The 16210-nt window shown below is 70.7% G+C and carries 12 protein-coding genes; 6 read left to right on the forward strand and 6 right to left on the reverse strand.

All coding sequences use genetic code 11. From position 1 onward, the window contains the following. Positions 1 to 47: 47 nt before the first annotated feature. Positions 48 to 3056, reverse strand: coding sequence for a Tn3 family transposase (locus ACIBK6_RS14225; RefSeq protein WP_399051495.1), 3009 nt, complete (start codon positions 3054 to 3056; stop codon positions 48 to 50). A gap of 443 nt (positions 3057 to 3499) precedes the next feature. On the opposite strand from ACIBK6_RS14225, the gene ACIBK6_RS14230 reads away from it, so the two are divergent. Further along, positions 3500 to 3934 carry a MarR family winged helix-turn-helix transcriptional regulator gene (locus ACIBK6_RS14230; RefSeq protein ID WP_399051496.1) on the forward strand — a complete coding sequence of 145 codons (435 nt, stop codon included), beginning with the start codon at positions 3500 to 3502 and terminating at the stop codon, positions 3932 to 3934. A 40-nt stretch (positions 3935 to 3974) separates the two neighbouring features. Here the strand turns inward: ACIBK6_RS14230 and lysA are convergent, their stop codons facing one another. Next, positions 3975 to 5315, reverse strand: a complete 1341-nt coding sequence (gene lysA / locus ACIBK6_RS14235) for a diaminopimelate decarboxylase (RefSeq protein WP_399051497.1) — start codon at positions 5313 to 5315, stop codon at positions 3975 to 3977. A gap of 580 nt (positions 5316 to 5895) precedes the next feature. Beyond that, positions 5896 to 7320 (reverse strand): MFS transporter, encoded by a 1425-nt coding sequence (locus ACIBK6_RS14240; RefSeq protein ID WP_399051498.1) that lies wholly within the window; start codon positions 7318 to 7320, stop codon positions 5896 to 5898. 77 nt (positions 7321 to 7397) lie between these two features. On the opposite strand from ACIBK6_RS14240, the gene ACIBK6_RS14245 reads away from it, so the two are divergent. The 4 genes from ACIBK6_RS14245 (at position 7398) to ACIBK6_RS14260 (ending at position 11354) form a co-directional block, all read left to right on the forward strand. After that, entirely contained in the window at positions 7398 to 7763 is a 366-nt protein-coding gene (locus tag ACIBK6_RS14245; protein WP_399051499.1) for a MerR family transcriptional regulator, read from the forward strand. Positions 7764 to 7844: 81 nt separating this feature from the next. Continuing rightward, the gene (locus ACIBK6_RS14250; protein ID WP_399051500.1) at positions 7845 to 8330 is read left to right on the forward strand and encodes an NUDIX domain-containing protein; all 486 of its coding nucleotides are present in this window, start codon (positions 7845 to 7847) and stop codon (positions 8328 to 8330) included. A 293-nt stretch (positions 8331 to 8623) separates the two neighbouring features. Further along, the gene (locus ACIBK6_RS14255; RefSeq protein WP_399051501.1) at positions 8624 to 9994 is read left to right on the forward strand and encodes a family 2B encapsulin nanocompartment shell protein; all 1371 of its coding nucleotides are present in this window, start codon (positions 8624 to 8626) and stop codon (positions 9992 to 9994) included. Beyond that, positions 9981 to 11354: a SufS family cysteine desulfurase gene (locus ACIBK6_RS14260; protein ID WP_399051502.1), complete on the forward strand. Its 1374-nt coding sequence runs from the start codon at positions 9981 to 9983 to the stop codon at positions 11352 to 11354. The genes ACIBK6_RS14255 and ACIBK6_RS14260 overlap by 14 nt, the downstream gene beginning before the upstream one ends. 582 nt (positions 11355 to 11936) lie before the next feature. Here the strand turns inward: ACIBK6_RS14260 and ACIBK6_RS14265 are convergent. Genes ACIBK6_RS14265 through ACIBK6_RS14275 form a run of 3 tightly spaced genes read right to left on the reverse strand, consistent with a single transcriptional unit; the run spans position 11937 to position 14231 of the window. After that, positions 11937 to 12644: a class I SAM-dependent methyltransferase gene (locus ACIBK6_RS14265; RefSeq protein WP_399051503.1), complete on the reverse strand. Its 708-nt coding sequence runs from the start codon at positions 12642 to 12644 to the stop codon at positions 11937 to 11939. Between the two features lie 43 nt (positions 12645 to 12687). Further along, positions 12688 to 13485, reverse strand: a complete 798-nt coding sequence (locus ACIBK6_RS14270; protein ID WP_399051504.1) for a lysophospholipid acyltransferase family protein — start codon at positions 13483 to 13485, stop codon at positions 12688 to 12690. Beyond that, positions 13482 to 14231 carry a GNAT family N-acetyltransferase gene (locus ACIBK6_RS14275; protein WP_399051853.1) on the reverse strand — a complete coding sequence of 250 codons (750 nt, stop codon included), beginning with the start codon at positions 14229 to 14231 and terminating at the stop codon, positions 13482 to 13484. The genes ACIBK6_RS14270 and ACIBK6_RS14275 overlap by 4 nt, the downstream gene beginning before the upstream one ends. 426 nt (positions 14232 to 14657) lie before the next feature. Here ACIBK6_RS14275 and ACIBK6_RS14280 point away from each other — a divergent pair, with 426 nt between their 5' ends. Further along, complete coding sequence (locus ACIBK6_RS14280) at positions 14658 to 16136, forward strand: peptidoglycan D,D-transpeptidase FtsI family protein (RefSeq protein WP_399051505.1); 1479 nt, start codon at positions 14658 to 14660, stop codon at positions 16134 to 16136. Positions 16137 to 16210 lie beyond the last annotated feature (74 nt).

Genomic DNA, 16210 nt, shown 5'->3' on the forward strand with positions numbered 1-16210 from the left:
CCGGCCCGCTCCCGTGAAGTGCGTCACTAGCTGGTTCACCTCACGGTTCAGGCAGCCCAGCCGAGACCGGCGGCACTCAGGTCCTGCTCGCGCAGCGGGGTGAAGTCGACGTCGAGCTTCGGGTCGTACGCGTCGGGCTGGATGCCGAGTTCGTGGGTGGAGTACTCGCCGAACCGGTTGATGTGCTCGGTCAGGTAGGGCGAGATATGGGCCAGGTCCTCCGGGTCGATCTCCCATCCCTCCTCCAGCAGCTGCCGCACGATCTCCGCGATGTCCAGGGCGTTGTGAAAAATGACCGCGTTCGTGAGCAGCGCGTTGAACTTCATCGCCTTCTCCTGCTCGATGGGGTCGTTGTCGGCGATGACTCCGCGGTTGCCGAAGCCGATCCACTGGGAGAACCGGTTGAACGACTCGACCTTGTTGGTCGCCGCGGTCACCCGTCGGCGCAGCGGCGCGTCGGAGAGGTAGCGCAGCAGCTGGACGGTGCGGATCACGCGGCCGACCTCGCGGAAGGCGGCGTAGGTGGCGTTCTTCCGCGAGCCCGAGCGCAGGCGCTTGAGCAGCGTGGAGGAGGAGATGGTGCCCTCGCGTACGGAGACGGCCACGCGCATCAGATGGCGGAACTGGGACTCGATCAGGTCGAAGTCGATGATGTTCTTGCCCGGCTCCCCGAACAGGGCCTCGATGTGCACGTACTCGCTCTGCTTGGAGGGCCGGTAGAAGGTCAGTTCCTTCCAGTTTCTGATCCTGGGCATCAGGTCGAAGCCCAAGAGGTGGGCGAGCGCAAAGACAGGGAAGCTCTGGCCCTGCGTATCCGCGTGCACGGTGGTCGGCTGCACCTCGCTGGTGTTCTTCAGCAGGCCCTCGATGATGTAGACGGCCTCCCACACCCCGCATGGGATGAAGTGCGTGAACAATGCGATGTAGGTGTCCGAGACATGGTGGTAGGCGATACCGCCCGGCTTGCCGTACCTCACGCTTGTCTCGGAGAGCAGGTTGTCGAGATAGGTGTCCATGTGGGTGCCGTCCGCCGCGACGGCGGTCCCATCTCCCCACGCCTGCGAGATGTCCAGGCGGGCGGGCGCGTTCACCAGGTCGGAGATCGCCTCGTTCAGCAGCACGATCGAGAAGTGCTTGTTGGCGACGTACGACAGCTCGTGCCCGCTCACGCCGGGGATGTGCCGGGCGGCCTCGTACGGACCCATGCTGGTGCCCTTGACGAACGTGACGATCACGTAGCGGCCCAAGGGGTCGGTGAGCTTGGGCTCGTTGCCCGACGGCGGGCCGAAACGGCGCCACCACTCCACCCAGTAGGCGGTCCGGGCCACGATCCCCATCAGGGAACGCTCCGGCATCCTCGCCTTGATCTCCTGCTCCAGCCGCTTCGCCGAGGGCCGCTGGCCGTCAGCCCGGAACGCCTTCAGCGAGGGGATGCCCGTCTCCGGATCGATGACCAGGCCCTCGTTCTCCGGGTACCCGGCATCCGCCGCCGCGGCGGCACCTCGCAGCTTGTCCTCCAACTGCCGGCGGAAGCACTTCGCGTCGAACTCGGCACTCTCGCCCGCCTCGGCGAGGCCGACCTCCACCAGGTACGACCCCAGCGTCTCCTGGACGACCTCCCAGGCCAGAAGCTGCTCGGACCAGTCGGCATACTCCTCCGAGCCGACCACCGCGACGTCGCCGGTGTGCAGCTCCTCGGCGAGCGCGGTGAAGACCATCGCCTCGAAGTGCTTGCGCACGAACTGCCCGGTCCGGGTTTTGTCGAGGACGGCCTTGCGCCAGTTCTGGGTGGTGAAGGAGAGGTCGACCTCCTTGCCCTCCTCGTTGAAGGCGGTGATGTATTCGCCGCGGGCCGCCTGGTGCCGCTGGGCGTGCGCGAGGGCGTCCAGTACCCGGCTGTCCTCGCTGGTCGCGGTGAACTTCAGCTTGTCGTTGTCGGCCAGGTCGAACATCACCGCCCGGTCCCGGCCTATCTGCCCGTACAGCAGCACCTCCCAGAAGCTGCCATGGTGGGCGGAGACCTTCTCGATCTGCTCGTACTGCTTCGCGAACCCGCCGAAGCCGTCCACCGCGCGGGTGACCGCGCCGAACCCGCCGGCCTGCACCACCTGGGCCTTCACCAGGGCGAGGACCGCCGGGGAGACCCTGCCCTCCAGCCGCGTCGCGACCTCGTCCACCGACGCCTCCTCGTCCAGACCCTCCAGGGTCTGGCGGACCTCGGCGGTCATGGCCGCGGCCTTCGTGAGCGCCTCCTGGGCCGGGCCGCCCTCGTCGATGTACTTGAGCACCGTGCGGTAGTTCCCGATCAGGGCCTCAACGATCTCCCGCTCGGCGAGCCGGATCTCCTCCAGCTCCGCCTTGGGCTTCTTGATCTTTGTCGCCAAGCGATTGCAGAACATCGTCGCCAGATCGTCCCGCACCCGCATCCTCGCCTTGTGCGTCAGGGCCGCGACCAGCGCGATGCGTTTGACGGGGACGAAGTCCCGCAGCTCCGAGGCATCCGCCGCGTCCGCCTCCCCAGCGAAGTCGGTGACCTTCCCCGCGGCGACTCCGTCCACCCACACATCGGTGTCGCCCAGCTCGTCCAGCCATTCCAGACGTTTGGTCAGGTTCTTGAAGTGCGACCAGGTAGGGCCCTGCGCGGGCTTCTTCAGCCGGTTGAACAGCGTCGTCCCGTCGCCGTCGCGCTCATCCAGCAGCCGCATGAGCCCCGCCCGCTGAGCGGCGCTCATGCGGTCGTGGATGCCCGTACGGATCGAGGCGTTCACCTCGGTGCGGATTTTCGAGGCCATCTTGTCGAAGGTGGAGAACCCGGGCAGCTCCAGTCCGGCCTCCACCACCTTCTCCAGCGCGATGTTGACCAGGTCCGCCGGGCGGTTCTTCGCCGCTGCTTCCTTGCGGATCGACTGCTCGACGATCTGCCGGGCCTTGGCCTGGTCGTACGTCACGCCAGCCTGCTTGCGGACCGGGCCCCGGTGGTGCTTGGCGGTCCGCTCCGCCCGGTACGCCGGCAGCGTGCCCTCCGGCAGCTCCACCGCTCGCCGCACGAAGTCCACACCATCTCCGGGACGTCCTCCAGCGCCGGGAAACACCCCATACGCCGGTATGACTTCAGCATCAGCAGCAGGGCCAGCAGATGTTCATCGCAGTCCGTGGCATCGGCCGCCCACTCCAGCTCATCGCGGCTCGGCGAGCTCATCGCGGCTCGGCGAGAAGAACAGATGCAGCTCATGCGCAGTGATCAGCCGCTTGAACCGCGGATACGCGGTCCGTTCAACCGATGTCACAACCCACCCCAGGCCCCAGACGACGCTCAACATCACCACCAACGACACTGAGCCGAATGGGTGACGGGCGACGGGCGCTCAGGGCTTCAAGATCATCCCGTTGCCCCTTTGGCGCGTATCTCGGTCACACCCCAAGCGCACCGCCCGGCGCGGCGGGTCCGGCCTCCACGATGGCGTTGTATTCTACAACTGAACCGTGGAGAGGAACAGCCGTGCTCAGCCGAGACCAGTCGGTCATCACCATTCAGCGTGAGCTGACCGCGTTCGCCCGGCGCGCCCGGGCCGCCGCCGCCCGGATGCACCCCGAGCTCTCGCTCGTCTCGTTCACCCTGCTCTCCCATCTGGAGGACCAGCAGGGCTGCCGGGCGACCGATCTGGCCGCCTACTACATGCTCGACAAGTCGACCATCAGCCGGCAGGTCGCGGCGCTTGAGAAGCTCGGCTTCGTGCGGCGCATCAGCGACCCGGACGACCACCGCATCCAGCTGCTCCAGCTGACCCCGGCGGGCACCGCGAAGCTCGCGGAGGCGGCCGAACTGCGCCGCCAGGCCTTCCACGACCGGCTCGCCGACTGGGCCCCGGCGGATCTGGACCGGTTCGCGGAGTATCTGCTGCGCTACAACAGCCTGGCCGAGACGGGTAGTTGAGGCGAATGGGCCCCCGGCGTGCCTGCTCTGCGGCCCGCCCTCAGAGCCCGACGTCGCGGCTGCGGAAGTCCTCCAGTGATTCGCGGCGGACCAGGAGCCGGGCGTGTCCTTCGGCGACGGCGACCACGGGCGGCCGTCCCACCAGGTTGTATCCGGACGCCATGGACAGGTGGTAGGCGCCCGCCACCGGTACGGCCAGCAGGTCACCGGGGTGGATGTCGCCGGGCAGCTCCACCCCGGCGGCCAGGATGTCGCCCGCCTCGCAGTGCCGGCCGACGACGGTCGCCCGGCGGGGCGGTGAGGTGGAGGCCCGTCCGATCAGCCGGGGCGCGTAGCGCACTCCGTACAGGGCGGGCCTCGGGTTGTCGCTCATGCCTCCGTCGACGGCGACGAACACGTTGTCGCCGGTGTGTTTGACCGCGAGCACGCGGTAAAGGGCGACGCCCGCGGGCCCGACGATCGCGCGGCCCGGTTCGACGAGCAGCCGGGGCACGGTGAGCCCGGCCGCGGCGCAGCTCTCGATGAGTTCGGCGCGCATGCGGCGGGCCAGCGCCGTGATGTCGAGCGCCTCCTCGCCGGGGCGGTAGGCAACGCCGTGGCCGCCGCCCATGTCGAGTTCGGGCAGCACCACCTGGTGGGTGTCGCGGATGCGGGCCATCAGGCCGACCATGCGGCGCACGGCCGCCAGATACGGCTTGACGGTGGTGATCTGCGAGCCCAAGTGGCAGTGCAGGCCGGTCAGTTCGAGCTGGGGCTGGCCGAGGATGCGGGTGATGGCGTGCTGGGCGTGGCCGTCGGTGAGGGAGAGGCCGAACTTCTGGTCGTCGGTGCCGGTGCGGATCTTGTCGTGGCCGCCCGCGCTGATGCCGGGCACCACGCGGACCATCACCTTCTGGTGGCCGCCGGGCCCGACCGCCGCGGCAAGGCGGGCGATCTCGGACGGGCTGTCGATGACGATGCGTCCGACACCGAGCCGTAGCGCGGCCTCGATGTCGTGGGGGGACTTGGCGTTGCCGTGCAGCACGATCCGCTCGGGCGGGAAGCCCGCCGTGACGGCGAGTTCGAGCTCGCCCGCCGAGCACACGTCCAGGCCGAGCCCCTCCTCCTCGACCCAGTGGGCGAGCGCCCGGCACAGGAACGCCTTGGCCGCGTACAGGACTTGGGCCTCGGGGAAGGCGCCGCGATAGGTGCGGCAGCGGTCGCGCACCTCGCCCTCGTCCAGGACGTACGCGGGGGTGCCGAAGCGTTCGGCGATCTCGGTGAGCGGGACCCCGCCCACGCAGAGCCCGCCGTGGCCGTGGCGGGTGGTGGAGGCCGGCCAGACGGACAGGTCGTCGGGGGCGGCCGGGGTGGTGGCGGTCGGCGGGTGCATGGTGGTCATGGCGTACGTACGTCCCTTCTCAGCCGAACCACGGGGCGCGGGCGCCGGGTTCGGGATCGTCGCCGCTGACGGGCTCTGCCATGGGGTCGCTCCTGGCGGATCCGGGGAGTGGGCGGGTGGCCCCGGCACGGGGAGGCGGGCCGGGGCACGGCACCGACGCTATGCCCGCGCCCCGGTCCGCCGGTGCGTCATGACGCGATGCTGACGGGAAGGGGGCGAGTGCTGACGGGATGCTGATGCCGCGGGGGCCGCTCCCCCTCGCCCCGGGACCCGGTCGGCGGAATCCTCGGGCCGCATGGCACGGTCGCCCAGCGGCCTGCGACCGCCTCCCGCAGCAGGCGGACGGCCGGGGCGGCGGTGATGGGAGACCGTCGCCCCGACCGTGCTGGTCGCGGCGGACCCCTCCGGGCCGCGACGACGGGCCAACTCCGTTACGAGCGGCCGGTGCGAGGCTGATGTCGGCAGGTGCCGGGGACCCTCGTTCCCCGGCTCTGCTCGGCGGCGGCGGTGATGGTCACTCGCCCTCCGGCCTCGCGCCACGGCCCGCTCGTACGGTCCCGTGTGCACACCAGCATCGGGCTCAACAGCTCGACGGGCGGCCCTCGTTGACGCTCTCCTGACGCCGGGGGCCTGCGGATTTGCGCGTCCTTGACGCCGCCGCGCGCCGCGCGGCCACCAGTGCGCCACCGGCCGCGGCCGCCACTGTGGTGAGCCAGAAGGCGGTCCGGAAGCGCGCGTCGTCCGGGGACGGGCCGAGCACGAGGGTGAGCACGGCGACGGTGACCGCCCCCGACAGGTACTGGGACGTGGTCAACAGGGCGCCGGCCGTGCCCTGGTGGGCGGCGGGCACGTCGTGGGTGCCAATGATGAACATGGAGGTGTAGATGGCGCCGTGGCCGAATCCGCTCAGCAGCAGACCGGGCAGCAGGTCCACGGCGTACGAGTCGCCCGCGAGGGCCAGCGCGATCCACAGCAGTCCCGCGGCGGCCAGCGCGAATCCGGCGACGAGGACGGTCGCGGGGCCGGTGCGGCGGACGGCCCGGCCCGCCGTCGCGCTGCCCGCGGTCACCATGACGGCGAGCGGCAGGAAGGCGAGGCCCGCTGCCAGCGGCGGATAGCCCTTGAGGGACTGGAGCAGCAGCGTCAGGAGGTAGAACTCCGAGCCCACGCTCGCCATGTAGAGCGCGGTCGCGGCCGCGCCGATGCGCAGCGAGGCGATGCGGCGCAGGACGGGTTCGACGAGGACGGTGTGCGAGGTCGCCTCGCCGCGCAGGAACGCCGCCAGGAAGAGCAGCGCGAGGCCCAGGCAGACGAGGGTCGGGGTGGCGGCCCAGCCTTCGCCGGAGCCGAGGGTGAGGGCGAGCACCAGGGTGAGGACGGTGCCGGTGCCGAGCAGCGATGCGAGGACCGGGATCCGTGCGGCGGGGGAGGTTTCGCGGGCCGCGCGCACGCAGAGGGCCGCACCGAGGGCGCAGAGCAGGGTGAGCGGCACATTGATGACGAAGGTGAGCCGCCAGGAGGCGGAGGTGAGCAGTCCGCCGAGGATGGCGCCGGCGGCGAGCCCGGAGGCCCCGACCGAGCCCCACACCGCGAGCGCCCTGCCGCGCGCCGGGCCGGCCGGGAAGGTCGTGCCGATCAGGGCGAGGACGGCGGGCTGGAGCAGGGCGGCGCCGAGCCCCTGTGCGCCGCGCGCGGCCAGGAGGACCGCGCCGTCCTGGGCGGCGCCGCCGACCGCGCTGGCCGCTCCGAAGGCGATGATCGCCGCGACGAACAGGCGCTTCGCGCCGATCCGGTCCGCGAGACGGCCGCCCACGACCAGGAATCCCGCGAACAACACCGCGTAGGCGCTCACCACCCAGGGGGCCAGCGAGGGCGTGAGGTGCAGGTCGGCGGCGATGCTCGGCAGCGCGATGTAGATGATCGAGTAGTCGAGGGCGATGAGGAACTGCGCGACCGAGAGGACGGCCAGGGTCGCCGCCGGGGCGGACGGTCTCCGTATGATCATGAACCCATCGTGGAACCTTGACACTAGTGTCAAGGGAAGCCCGACCGGGAAAGTCCCGCCGAGGAGGAGGTGCCGTCGTGCGCATTGGAGCGCTGTCCGCCCGCACCGGGGTGCCCACGCGGCTGCTGCGCTATTACGAGGCCCAGGAGCTGCTCACCCCGGACCGCGCCGCCAACGGCTACCGCGACTACGACGAGCGGCTGGTGGAGCGCGTCGTGCAGATCCGCGGGCTGCTGGACGCGGGGGTGCCGACCAGGATCATCAAGGAGATCCTGCCGTGTCTCGACGGTCCGGGCTCGATCCATGTGAACGGGCCGAGCGCCGAGTTGATCGAGAACCTGGAGCGGCACTGGGCGCAGATGGACGCCAAGATCCAGTGCCTCAGCCGGAACCGGGACGCGATCCGCGGATATCTGGACACGGTGCGCGCGCAAGGGCGTTAGCCGCCGTACAGGAGCGCGGGTCGGCCGAGCGCGGCCGGGCCCCCGTGGCGGCGCGCGCGGCGGGCCCGCAGACTGGGCGGCATGGCCGGAAAACGCAGCGCCGGGCTGCTGGTGTACCGCAGCGCGGGGGACGGCATCGAGGTGCTCGTCGGGCACATGGGCGGTCCCTTCTTCGCCGGGCGGGACGCGGGCGCCTGGTCGGTCCCCAAGGGCGAGTACGGTCCGGACGAGGAGCCGGAGGCCGCCGCCCGGCGGGAGTTCGCGGAGGAGCTCGGTCTGCCGCCGCCCGACGGCGCGCTCGTGCCGCTGGGCGAGACGCGGCAGCGCGGCGGCAAGACCGTGACGGTGTGGGCCCTGGAGGGCGACCTGGATCCGGCCGACGCGGTGCCGGGCACCTTCCGCATGGAATGGCCGAGGGGATCGGGCACGCTGCGCGAGTTCCCCGAGATGGACCGCTTCGCCTGGCTGCCCCCCGAAACAGCGGCCCCAATGCTCATCACCGGTCAACAGATCTTTCTCGAACGCCTCATCACGTACGTGACCGACGGCGGGCCGCAGTCCGGCTGATGGGCGGTGAATTCACGCCGCGAGCCCCAGAATTAGACTTGAATTACCGTTCCCATAAGCTTGGCTTTCAGGATCTAATAGCCTGTACATTCAGTTGATAATGAGTCGCATATTGCGTCCACAAGATCCGCTCTGACCTGCGCAGAAGCGATTTTTCGCGGCCCCTGCACGGCCTTTTCCGGCCTGCCGGTGGCACATGACATCTTGTGGTCTTCGTCATCCAGGAACACGATCGGTCCTCGTCCAGCCCCATCGAGGAGGTACCGGTGAATGCTCCTGTGAATAACCCGCGGATGAGTCTCGGCCCGGACTCGGCGCGGCAACTCGCCACCGCCACCAAGACCGTTCCGCAGATGCGCGGCATCACCCCGCGCTATCTGCTGCGGGCGCTGCCCTGGGTGGATGTCGAATCCGGCGTCTACCGCGTCAACCGCCGCCGCACGTTCGTCCTGGGCGACGACCGGATCAGCACGTACGACGAGGACGGCACCCCGCGCGTCATCCCGGGCGACCTGCGCGAGCTGCCCTTCTTGCGCGACGCCGAGGACGCCCTGCTCACCGAACTCGCGGCCGCCTTCACCCCGGTGACCTTCGAGGCGGGGCAGGTCCTGGCCCAGGAGGGCGACCCCGCCGAGCGGCTGTGGGTGCTCGTGCAGGGCCGCGCGGAGAAGCGCGTCACCGGCCGGTACGGCGAGGACGCGCTGCTCGAAGTGGCGGGCGACGGCCAGTTCTTCGACCTCGGCGCCTGGACCCGCGGCGAGCCGATGCCGTACCGCGTCAAGGCGCTCACCCCCGGCACGGCCCTGTGTGCCGACCGCAGCGCGCTGGCCCAACTCGCCGACCGCAGCGAGCAGTTGCACACCGCGATGGAGGCGTACACCTCGGGCGACGGCGTCAAGCCGGGCGCGGAGGTGCCCGTCGACCTCAGCTCCGGACACGTCGGCGAGGTCGAACTGCCCGGCACCTATGTGGACTACGAGGACGCGCCGCGCGAGTACCACATGACGCTGGCGCAGACGGTGTTGCGCGTGCACACCCGGGTCGCCGATCTGTACAACGGCCCGATCGACCAGACCCGCGCCCAGTCCAACCTGACCGTGCAGGCGCTGCGGGAGCGTCAGGAGGCGGCCCTGCTCAACCATCCCGAGTTCGGCCTGCTGAACAGCGTGTCCGCCGGTCAGCGCGTGCAGGCCCGTACCGGCGCGCCGACCCCCGACGATCTCGACGAGCTGCTTGCGCGAGTGTGGAAGCAGCCGGGGTTCTTCGTCGCCCACCCGAGGGCGATCGCCGCGTTCGGCCGCGAATGTACCCGCCGGGGTGTGCCGCCGGTGATCGACACCCGGTTCGGCAGCCCGCTGCTCACCTGGCGCGGGGTGCCGCTGCTGCCCTCCGACAAGATGCGGTTCTCGGGCGGCGGCATGGTCGGCACCACGGAGATCCTGCTGATGCGCACGGGCGAGGCCGAGCAGGGTGTGGTCGGACTGCGTCCCGCCGGGGTCCCCGACGAGGTCGAACCCGGCCTGTCCATGCGGAACATGGGCGTCGACCAGAAGGGCATCACCTCGTATCTGATGACCGCGTACTTCAACACGGCCGTCCTCGTCGAGGACGCCATCGCGGTGCTGCAGAACGTCGAGGTGTCGAACTACCATGACTACTCCTGACGTTGTGGGGTCGACGGACATGGCGGGCCCCGACGTTGCGGGGTCGGAGAACATGGCCGGACCTGACGTTGCGGGGCCGCCAGACACAGCCGGTCCTGGCCCTGCGGGACCGGCGGACACGGCGGGCAGGGGCCGTCAACCGGGCCGGTTCTCACCGGAGTCGGCGCGCAAGGACTTCCCGATCCTGCACCGCACGGTCAACGGGCACCCGCTGGTCTGGCTCGACAACGCGGCCACCACACAGAAACCCCGCCAGGTCATCGAGGCGCTGGCCGGCTACTACAGCGCGGCGAACTCCAACATCCACCGGGGCGCGCACACCATGGCCCGCGAGGCCACCGAGATGTACGAGGGGGGCCGGGCCGCCGTCGCGGACTTCCTGGGGGCGCCGTCCCCCGATTCGATCGTGTTCGTACGGGGCACGACGGAGGCCGTCAACCTGGTCGCGCAGAGCTGGGGACGGGCCAATCTGGGGCCCGGCGACGACATCCTCGTCCCGGTCCTGGAGCACCATTCGGACATCGTTCCCTGGCAGTTGATCGCGAAGGAGACCCGGGCGCGCGTCGTTCCGGTCCCGCTGCTCGCGGACGGGCAGATCGACCAGGACGCCTACGCCGACCTGCTCTCCTCCCGCACCCGGCTGGTGGCGATCAGCCAGGCGTCGAACGTCCTCGGCACGGTGCCGCCGGTGCGCGAAATGACCGCTCTGGCGCACCGCTACGGGGCGAAGGTGCTGGTCGACGGCGCCCAGGCGGTCGCCCATCTGCCCGTCGACGTGACCGACCTGGACGCCGACTTCTACGCCTTCTCCGGGCACAAGCTGTACGGCCCCACGGGCATCGGCGCGCTCTACGTCAAGCCGGAGGTCCTCGCGGGCCTGCGGCCCTGGCAGGGCGGCGGCAACATGATCGACTCGGTGTCCTTCGACCGCACCACCTTCGCGCCGGTGCCTCATCTCATGGAGGCCGGCACCGGGCACATCTCCGGGGTGGTCGGGTTGCTCGCCGCGCTGAACTGGTTCACCTCCTTCGACCGTGCGGCGGTCGCGGCGTACGAGGAGGGGCTCACGGCGTATGCGCAGCAGGCGATGGCGATGGTGCCGGGACTGGAGATCCTCGGGTCGGCGCCCGGCCGGATCGCGGTGCTGACGTTCACCATCGCGGGCCGGGACCCCGCGGAGATCGCCTCGTGGCTGGACCGCGACGGCATCGCCATCCGGGCCGGGCACCATTGCGCGCAGCCCGCCCTGGCCCACTACGGCCTGGAGTCCGCGGCCCGCGCCTCCTTCGCGCTGTACAACACCCCTGAGGAGGTGGACCAGTTCGTGGCCTCGCTGCTGAGCCTCACCCAGTCGTCCTGACACGGGCAGCCGCGGGACCACATCCGGCCCTGCCCCATACCGTCCGTGTGGGGCCGGGCCGGAGACCCTGAGCGGTGGCCGCTCGGGTCGCATCCCGCGTGGACCGGGTGTGTGATGGACGGGACGCGCCAAGGGGCCCGGCCGTGATCCACCGGAGCCCCCACCGGGGGCAGGAGCGACGAAGGGAGTCGGTCATGCACACCGGACGGACCCGCCGGACCCTGACCGCGGCCCTCCTCGCCTGCGGTGTTTCCGCGGGGAGCATCGCCATGGCGGTCACCGCCGCCGCGGCCCCGGCACACCATCCCTGATCCTGCGTGGGTACCCCGGCTTCAGCCGGGGGAGGAGTCACGACAACAGGACCGTGTGTGCCCGTCGTCCGCCCGGTCCGCACGGTCCATCAGCCGGTCGCGACAGAGCCCCACCGCCCCGTGCGGTGGGGCTGCCGCGCGCGGCGGCAGCCCGGCTCAGACGCCGAACGACTCCGGGGCGCCGGTCTTCCAGGACCTGGCCCACTCCTCGGGCAGTGCGGCGAGCGGGACCGCACCACTTGCGCTCGTCACTTGCTGCGCGGCTCCTCACTCACTTCGTCGCGACAACGAGCCGGGCGCGGGGGCTGCCGTCCGGGCGGTGCCCGAGCTCCGGCAGCGCGTACAGCTCCACGGCGAAGCCGACGGCCGCGAGTTCCCGCTGGACGTCGGAGAGCCGGAACCCGCGGTAGTACATGACGAACGGGGGGCGCCACAGCGCGTTGCGCACCCGCATCACCGTGTCGAAGCCCAGCAGGGCGAAGTACCCCACGCTGCCGGGTCTGGCCGGTGCCACCACCGGGAACGCGAACCGGCCGCCCGGCCTCAGCGCGGCGTACGCCTGGGCGAACAGGCCCGGCCGTTCGCCGGGCAGGAAGTGCCCGAACGCCCCGAAGCTGACCGCCAGATCGAATGCGGCGCGGAACGGCAGCGCCCGCGCGTCGGCCCGCACCCAGTCGGCCTCCGGGTGCGAGCGGGCCGCGACGGCGAGCATCCCCGCGCTGATGTCGACCCCGGTGACCGGCTCGTGGCACACCGTGCCCAGGACGTCGATGCCCGCGCCGGTGCCGCAGCACAGGTCGAGGCCGCGCCCGAAGGGGCCGAGCCCGTCCAGTACGCGCGCCACGGAGCCGAGGATCACATCGGGCGTGCGGAAGGGGGTGCGGTCGAACTTGGGGGCCAGGAGGTCGTAGCCGCGCTCGACGGACGACAGCGCCTGGACGGCGAGCTCACGGAGGGTGGGGCCTTGGGGTGCGAACATGGCTGCTCAGCTTAGAGCGCCGTGGGGCGCGAACCCCGGGTCTTCACACGTGTGCGTACGGGTCTGCGTGCACCGGTGGCCTGGTGCCGCCGACGGCCGCGCGGGCCTCGGCGGCCAGGGTGCGGCGGTCGGTGCCCCGTAGCAGCGGGTGCGCGGTGACCCGCACGGTCAGGTGCCGGGCCGCGGCCACCCGGTGCAGCGAGGTCGTGAAGTCGTCGCCGCCGAGGAAGGCGGCGACCGTGCTGGGCTCGCCGTGCTGGAGGTAGTCGACGGTCGTCGGCCGCACCGGCGCGCCCGCGTCGACGGCCGCCTGGAACGCGGCCCGCCGGAACCGCCCGCCCGACGCGGTGCACCAGGTGGTCGCCTGCGGGAAGACCAGGACGGACCGGCCCGACCGCAGCGTGTCCGCCAACTCGGCGACGGTGTACGGGAGTTCACGCACGGCCGCCCGGTCGATGAAGCGGGTGCCGATGCGGCGGGCGAGCGTGCCGACCAGCGGCCACTGGCCCACCTCCCGTTTGGCGAGGACGGTGACCGGCTCTACGGCGAGGAGCGCCACGACATCCACCCAGGAGATGTGGTTGGCGGCTATCAGCACGCCCGGGGTGTGCTCGGGCACCGGCGGCCAGGATTCGAGACGTACACCCAGCGCGTCGAGCACGGCACGGGCCTGGGTGCGCAGGATCCGGGGTTCGGCGAGCCGCTCCCCCGACGACGCCGCGCGGATGAGGGTGTGGGCGAGCGCCGCGTACCGGCGGGCCGTCTCGGCGAGGGGCACCCGGGGCGCGGTCGCGTTCACACATGCCGGGGTGCAGGGCGCTTCCACGGACCACGGGTTCATGGCGTGTCCCCGAGGAAGTAGCGGCGGTGGCGGTCGCTGAGGCGGTCCATGTCGAGCAGGACGAAGAAGTCGGCGACGTCGAACTCCGGGTCGTGCGCGGGCGCCCCGCACATCCACGCGCCGAGCCGGAAGTAGCCGCGCAGGAGCGGCGGCAGGTCCGCGTAGCTCGGCCGGCCGCCGACCGGCCCGGCGGGCATCCAGGGACGCCGGGGGTGCACGCGCAGTTCGGGCGGCGAGGAGTGCTTGGCGTTGCCGAGCAGCCAGGCGCTGGAGGCGGCCGCGCCGCCGTCGGCGAGCGGCACGGACGCGCAGCCCGCGAGATGACGGTGGCCGGACAGCAGCACATAACGGGCGAGCGCGGACCACATCAGGTTGATGACGGCGCCCGAGCGGTGGTCGGGGTGCACACAGGAACGCCCCGCCTCGATCAGCGTCGGGCGCAGTCCGGCGAGCGCCGAGAGGTCGAACTCGCCCTCGGAGTAGGACCGTTCGGCCCGTCCGGGAGGCAGCAGCCGGTAGGTACCGACCACTTCGCCGGTCGAGGTGTCGGTGACGATCAGATGGTCGGCGAGCGAGTCGAATGCGTCGACGTCGTGGCCGGGCAGCGTGGTGTGGAGGGTGGCGCCCAGCTCCTCGCCGAAGACGCGGTACCGCAGCCGCTGGGCGGCGCGGATCTGTTCCTCGCTGTCCGCGATGGAGGTGACGTAGGAGCTGGTGGCCGTGGACGCGGTGGATATCGAGAGCATGGGTGTGCCGTTCTCCGCGACGTGGTGCACAGTCGAATCCCTGGGTGGTCCCTATGTGGTGTCCGCAGTGGCTTCCGCGCAGTGAGTATTGGCTCGCCACATGTGCGCCGGGTGAATTGCACACGACGCCTCGTCGGGCATTTGCCTGTCCGAAAGGTTCCCGGACGCGGCCCGGATGCCGGTCGGGGCGGCGGTGGTCGGGCGTCGGAGCTCGCGGCGGCCGTCCGCTCGATGACCCGTTCTATGACCCTTCCGTAACAGTCGCACCCCTGAGCACCCCCCGCCGTACGCCCGTGACCTGCACCGATAGGCGAATCCCTATCGCGTCGACGCGCTTGGCGCTCTTGGACAGCGGGGTGGGGGACCTGGTCTGCTGATCACTACATGTCCGGTTTACCCACCATTCGGTACGTCTCTGGGAGCGTGATGAACAAGCCGCTGCGGCACATAGCCGTCTTCTGCGGGGTGCTGGTGCTCGCCCTGCTGATGCGGGCGACCTGGGTCCAGTTCGCCAAGAGCGACAGCCTGGCCAACGACACGAACAACCGGCGGGTGCGGATCGATGCGTTCTCGCAGCCGCGCGGCGACATCGTGGTCGGCGGTCGGCCGATCACGGGGTCGGTCGAGACGCCGGGCTCCGACTTCACGTACAAGCGGACCTACCAGGACGGCCCGATGTACGCGCCGGTCACCGGCTATCTCTCCCAGGCGCAGGGCGCGACCTTCCTGGAGGGCGTGCACGCGAAGGTGATGAACGGCAAGGACGACCGGCTGTTCTTCGACCGGACCAAGGCGCTGTTCACCGGGGAGACCCCGCGCGGCGGCGATGTGGTCACCACCATCGACCCGGCGGCGCAGAAGGCCGCGTACAAGGGGTTGACGGATCTCAAGGCGAAGGGCGCGGTGGTCGCCCTGGACCCGCGTTCCGGCAAAATCCTCGCGATGGTGAGCACGCCCTCGTACGACCCGTCGGTGTTCTCCGGGATCTCGAAGAAGGACGGCGAGGAGTTCCTCAAGCTGGATGCCGACAAGGACAAGCCGCTCAGCAACCGGGCGATCCGCGAGGTGTACCCGCCCGGGTCGACCTTCAAGATCCTCACCGCGGCCGCCGCCATCGAGAACGGCATCGTGACGGACATCAACGCCCCCATGCCGGACGCCCCGGCGCCCTACACCCTGCCGCTCAGCACCACCCGGATCCCCAACGACGTCGACAACTCGATGTGCGACAAGGTGTCCATGAAGACCGGCATGCAGTGGTCCTGCAACAACGTGTTCCTCCAGGCCGCGCTGAAGACCGGCAAGGACAAGATGCGTGAGACGGCGGAGAAGTTCGGCTTCAACCACGAGCAGTTCACGCCGGTCCGGTCGGTGAAGAGCAGCTACCCCGACAAGCTGGACAAGCCGCAGACCGCGCTGACCGGCATGGGCCAGGGCAGCCTGACCAGCACCCCGCTCCAGATGGCCATGGTGACAGCCGGGCTCGCCAACAACGGCAAGGTGATGAAGCCGTACATGGTGGACGAGCTGCGCGGACCGGACCTGTCGACCATCGAGAAGGCCAGGCCCGAGGTGCTCAGCCAGGCCGTCTCCGAGAGCACCGCGAAGAAGGTGCAGGAGATGATGGAGTTCACCGCGAGCGAGGGCTCCGCGAAGAAGGTGCAGATGGCGGGGGTCACCGTCGGCGGCAAGACCGGCACCGCCCAGCACGGCGCCGATGTGCGCGAGGAGCGCCCGTACGCCTGGTTCGTCTCGTACGCCAAGCAGAGCGACGGCACCTCGCCGGTCGCCGTCGCCGTGTTCGTCGATCCGGCGGACATGGACATCCAGCGCTCCGAGATCGCCGGCGGCAAGCTGGGCGCGCCGATCGCCAAGGCGGTCATGGAGGCCGTCCTGAAGAAGTGACTGGGGGGAGGGAGCGTCAAACTCCCTCCCTACAGCCCCGGTTCCGCGAGGAGCGCCGTGTGGCGGCCACGCCG

It is taken from the genome of Streptomyces sp. NPDC050485, from assembly GCF_044458185.1.
Lineage (GTDB): Bacteria > Actinomycetota > Actinomycetes > Streptomycetales > Streptomycetaceae > Streptomyces.

Bases quoted from the DNA above. Each gene is read 5' to 3' on its own strand.
- ACIBK6_RS14255 (WP_399051501.1), top strand. From the start codon at position 8,624: ATGAGTCTCGGCCCGGACTCGGCGCGGCAACTCGCCACCGCCACCAAG.
- ACIBK6_RS14250 (WP_399051500.1), top strand. From the start codon at position 7,845: ATGGCCGGAAAACGCAGCGCCGGGCTGCTGGTGTACCGCAGCGCGGGG.
- ACIBK6_RS14265 (WP_399051503.1), bottom strand. From the start codon at position 12,644: ATGTTCGCACCCCAAGGCCCCACCCTCCGTGAGCTCGCCGTCCAGGCG.
- ACIBK6_RS14240 (WP_399051498.1), bottom strand. From the start codon at position 7,320: ATGATCATACGGAGACCGTCCGCCCCGGCGGCGACCCTGGCCGTCCTC.
- ACIBK6_RS14275 (WP_399051853.1), bottom strand. From the start codon at position 14,231: ATGCTCTCGATATCCACCGCGTCCACGGCCACCAGCTCCTACGTCACC.
- lysA (WP_399051497.1), bottom strand. From the start codon at position 5,315: ATGACCACCATGCACCCGCCGACCGCCACCACCCCGGCCGCCCCCGAC.
- ACIBK6_RS14280 (WP_399051505.1), top strand. From the start codon at position 14,658: ATGAACAAGCCGCTGCGGCACATAGCCGTCTTCTGCGGGGTGCTGGTG.
- ACIBK6_RS14260 (WP_399051502.1), top strand. From the start codon at position 9,981: ATGACTACTCCTGACGTTGTGGGGTCGACGGACATGGCGGGCCCCGAC.
- ACIBK6_RS14270 (WP_399051504.1), bottom strand. From the start codon at position 13,485: ATGAACCCGTGGTCCGTGGAAGCGCCCTGCACCCCGGCATGTGTGAAC.